This window comes from Streptomyces sp. NPDC059037 (assembly GCF_042740015.1).
In the GTDB taxonomy this organism is placed as follows: Bacteria; Actinomycetota; Actinomycetes; order Streptomycetales; family Streptomycetaceae; genus Streptomyces.
This window is the reverse complement of record NZ_JBHYIG010000459.1, coordinates 1-4376: the sequence shown is the minus strand read 5'-3', so window position 1 is coordinate 4376 and position 4376 is coordinate 1. Positions and strand designations below refer to the sequence as shown.

Here is a 4376-nt window from a genome sequence, read left to right as displayed (position 1 = left end):
ATCTGTCCGGCGACCCGACCTTCGCCGAACTCCTGGACCGGGTCCGCGAGACCGACCTCAACGCGTACGCCCACCAGGACATCCCCTTCGAGAGCCTGGTCGAGACGCTCAACCCGGCGCGGTCGCTCGCCCACCACCCGCTGTTCCAGGTCATGTTGGCGTTCAACAGCAACCCGCGCGGCGAGCTGACGTTCGCCGGGGCGAAGGCCGTCCCCCAGGAAGTCCGCACCGGTGCCGCGCGGATGGACCTGACGCTGAACGTCGCCGAGCGGCACGCCGATGACGGGACCCCGGACGGCATCGCCGGCTCGGTCGCCTACCGCACCGACCTCTTCGATCCTGGCACGGTGACGGCCCTGGTGGAGCGGCTGCTGCGGGTGCTGCACGCCGTCGCGGACGACCCGGGTGTGCGCGTCACCTCGGTCGATGTCCTGTCCGAAGGTGAGCGCCACCGGCTCCTGGAGGAATGGAACGACACCGCGACGCCCGTGCCTTCCGGCACCGTCCCGGAGTTGTTCCGGGCCCAGGCGCTTGCCACGCCCGACGCGACCGCGCTGATCGCCGACGGCGCATCCACCTCGTACGCCGAACTCGACGCCCGCGCCGAGCGGTTGGCCCGGTTCCTGATCGAGCAGGGCGCAGGCCCCGAGCGGACCGTGGCGCTCGCGCTGCCCCGCTCGCCGGAGCTTGTCGTCGCGCTCCTCGCCGTGCTCAAGGCAGGTGCGGCGTATCTGCCGATCGACACCGGCTATCCCGTCGACCGCATCCGCTTCATGGTGCGGGACGCGCGCCCCGTCCTGGTCCTGACGCACTCCGGCACCGGCGCGCTGTGGGACGAGGGAACCGTGACGGTCTGCCTCGACGACCCCGCCGTGCGGGAGCGCATCGCCGGGCTCGACGCGACAGGGCCGCTCACCGCTCCCGACCCGGACCATCCGGCGTACGTCATCTACACCTCCGGCTCGACCGGGGTGCCCAAGGGCGTCGCAGTCCCGCACTCCGGGGTCGTCAATCGGCTGCGGTGGATGCAGTCCGAGTACGGGCTCGGGGCCGACGACCGGGTCCTGCAGAAGACGCCGGCCGGCTTCGACGTCTCCGTATGGGAGTTCTTCTGGCCGCTGCTGCACGGCGCGGCCCTCGTCCTCGCCAAGCCCGAAGGACACCGGGACGCCCGCTATCTGGCGGAGCTCGTGGCGGCCGAGGGCGTCACCACGGCCCACTTCGTGCCGTCGATGCTCGACGCGTTCCTGAACGAACCGGCGGCGCGCGGCTGCACGTCCCTGCGGCAGGTCTTCTGCAGCGGTGAGGCGCTGCCCGCCCACCTGGTGACGCGCTTCCGCTCCCTGCTGCCCGCCCGGCTGCACAACCTGTACGGGCCGACGGAGGCGACCGTCGACGTCACCTTCCACCCGTGCGACGCGGACGGCGACGTACACGACGTCCCGCCGATCGGCCGGCCGATCGCGAACACCCGTGTGTACGTCCTTGACGCCGCGCTGGCTCCGGTGGCGCCGGGCGTGGCCGGTGAGCTGTACCTCGCGGGGGCCGGGCTCGCGCGGGGATATGTGAACCGGCCGGGGCTCACGGCGGAGCGGTTCGTCGCGGATCCGCACGGTGCGCCCGGCACCCGGATGTACCGCACGGGCGACCTGGCGTGCTGGAACGCCGACGGCACCCTCAGGTATCTGGGACGCACCGACGACCAGGTCAAGCTGCGTGGCTTCCGCATCGAACTCGGCGAGGTGCAGGCCGCGTTGGCGGACTGCGCGGACGTGGCGAGCGCGGCCGTGGTGATCCGGGAAGACCGGCCCGGCGACCAGCGGATCGTCGGGTACGCGGTCCCGCGGGACGGCGCGGTACTCGACCAGCGGGAACTGCGCGGGGAGTTGGGGCTGCGGCTGCCCGAGCACATGGTGCCGACGGCCGTCGTGACGCTGGCGGAACTGCCGCTCACGCCCAACGGGAAGCTGGACCGCAAGGCGCTGCCCGCACCCGACCGCACCGGCGCCGCGGCTCCCGCACGGGCTCCACGGGACGACCGCGAAGAGGCACTCGCCGGGCTCTTCGCCGAGGTCCTCGGCCTGGAGACGGTCGGCATCGACGACAACTTCTTCGATCTCGGCGGTCATTCACTGCTCGCGACGCGACTGATCGGCCGCATCCGCACCGTCATCGGCGCGGAGGTCGACCTGCGGACGGTCTTCACCAGGCCGACGGTGGCGGAGCTCGCCGAGAACCTGAAGCGCCCCGCGAGGGCCAGGCCGAAGCTGCGGCCACGGTCGCGCTAGCCGGCCCGTACACCGGCCCGTACAGACGAAACGCCGAAAGGCACCTGGAACAGCGAACAGAAGGTGAGTGGAGTGAGCGAGTCGAGCGAGTCGAGCGAGTCGAGCGAGTCGGGCGTCTGGGCGCCCCATGTGGTGACCCCGGACACCGCCGGTGTGCCGGCGACCCATGCGGGTCTGCTGGAAGCGATCGGCGACACGGCGAAGACGGGCGAACTGCTCCTGGCCAACAAGGCCCTGGTCTTCCGCGGCTTCGGCACCTCCAAGGAGCAGGTCGACTCGGCGCTCGACCTGCTGCTGCCCAACCGCCTCGCCTACGTGCACGGCAACTCGCCCCGCACCAAGGTGGGCAGCAACGTCTACACGTCGACCGAGTATCCGGCCGAGTTCACCATCTCGATGCACAACGAGCTGTCGTACGCCCGCCGTTGGCCCTCCCGTCTCGCCTTCTACTGCGAGCGGCAGCCCGCCACCGGCGGCGCGACCCCCGTGGTCGACGGCACGCTGTGGCTGAGCTCCCTGGACGAGGAGGTCAGGGCGGCCTTCGGCCAGGGGATCCGGTACACGCAGAACCTGCACAGCGGCTCCGGCTTCGGCAGGAGCTGGCAGGACACCTTCGAGACCTCCGACAAGGCCGAGGTCGAGGCACACCTTGCGGACGCCGACGTCACCTGGGAGTGGAAGGCCGACGACGGCATCCGGCTGACCCAGCTGCGCCCGGCCACCGTCCGGCACCCGGTCACCGGCGAAGAGGTCTGGTTCAACCAGTTCGACCAGTGGCACCTGGCGGGCCTCGACGACGAGACCGCGGAGATGCTCACCGAGCTTCTGCCGGAGGACGAACTGCCGCAGTCGGTGACCTTCGCCGACGGCACGCCCATTCCCGCCGAGTACGTCGCCCACGTACGCGACAACGGCCTCAAGGCCGCCGTGGACGTGGACTGGTACGACGGCGACCTGCTGCTGATCGACAACGTGGCCGTCGCGCACGGCCGCCGCCCCTACACGGGACCGCGCCGTGTCCTGGTGGCCATGTCGGGGTGACCCGGACCGCCGGATCCGGATCCACGTCGCGCGGGGAGAGACCGGCGCCAGAACCGCTGCTGTGAACATGAGGGGAACGCAAGAGATCATGGTGCCGTTGTCGTTTGCGCAGCGTCGGCTGTGGTTCCTGTACCGCTTCGAGGGACCGAGCCCGACGTACAACGTGCCGGTGGTGCTGCGTCTTTCCGGTGCCCTTGACGCTGACGCCCTGCGGGCCGCGCTGGGCGACGTGGTGGCGCGGCACGAGGCGCTGCGGACCGTGTTCCCCGATGTGGACGGCCAGCCGTACCAGGACATCCGCCCGGTCGCCGACGCGCGTCCGGTGGTGGACGCCGAGACGGTCACCGAGGCGCAGCTGCCCGCGGCGGTGGACCGGGCGGTGCGCCACTCCTTCGACCTGGCGGCCGAACTGCCCGTGCGTGCCGCTCTGTTGACGATCGACGACGCCGCGGACGAGCACGTCCTGGTTCTGGTGATCCATCACATCGCCGGTGACGGCTGGTCGATGGGTCCGCTGGCCCGCGACCTGAGCACGGCCTATGCGGCCCGGTGTGCGGGGAGCGCCCCGGCGTGGGAGCCGCTGCCGGTGCAGTACGCCGACTACACGCTGTGGCAGCAGGAGCTGCTGGGCGACGAGACCGACCCGGACAGTCTCATCGCCGCCCAGCTCGGCTACTGGAAGCAGGCCCTCGCCGGGCTGCCCGAGCGCCTCGAACTGCCCACCGACCGCCCGTATCCGGAACAGGCCGGGAACGACGGCGGCGCCGTTCCGGTGCACGTCGACGCCGAACTGCACCGCGCGCTGACCGCCCTCGCGCGGTCGCGTCAGACGACGGTGTTCATGGTGCTGCAGGCGGCACTGGGAGTGCTCCTGCATCGTCTGGGTGCCGGGACGGACATCCCGATCGGCACGCCTGTTGCGGGGCGTGGCGAGGAGGAACTCGACGATCTGGTCGGCTTCTTCGTCAACACGCTGGTCCTGCGCACCGATCTGTCCGGCGACCCGACCTTCGCCGAACTCCTGGACCGGGTCCGCGAGACCGACCT

Annotated in this window: 3 protein-coding genes; all 3 read left to right on the top strand. The window is 71.3% G+C overall.

Annotation, left to right across the window (positions count from 1 at the left end):
- On the top strand, positions 1–2288 hold a 2288-nt coding region (locus tag ACFWY6_RS44500; protein ID WP_384703354.1), incomplete at its 5' end, for an amino acid adenylation domain-containing protein.
- 72 nt (positions 2289–2360) lie between these two features.
- On the top strand, positions 2361–3329 hold the full coding sequence (locus ACFWY6_RS44495; RefSeq protein WP_384703351.1) for a TauD/TfdA family dioxygenase: 969 nt from the start codon (positions 2361–2363) through the stop codon (positions 3327–3329).
- Positions 3304–4376 (top strand): condensation domain-containing protein (locus ACFWY6_RS44490; protein ID WP_384703348.1); only part of this gene is annotated, 1073 nt, incomplete at its 3' end. The genes ACFWY6_RS44495 and ACFWY6_RS44490, both read left to right, overlap by 26 nt.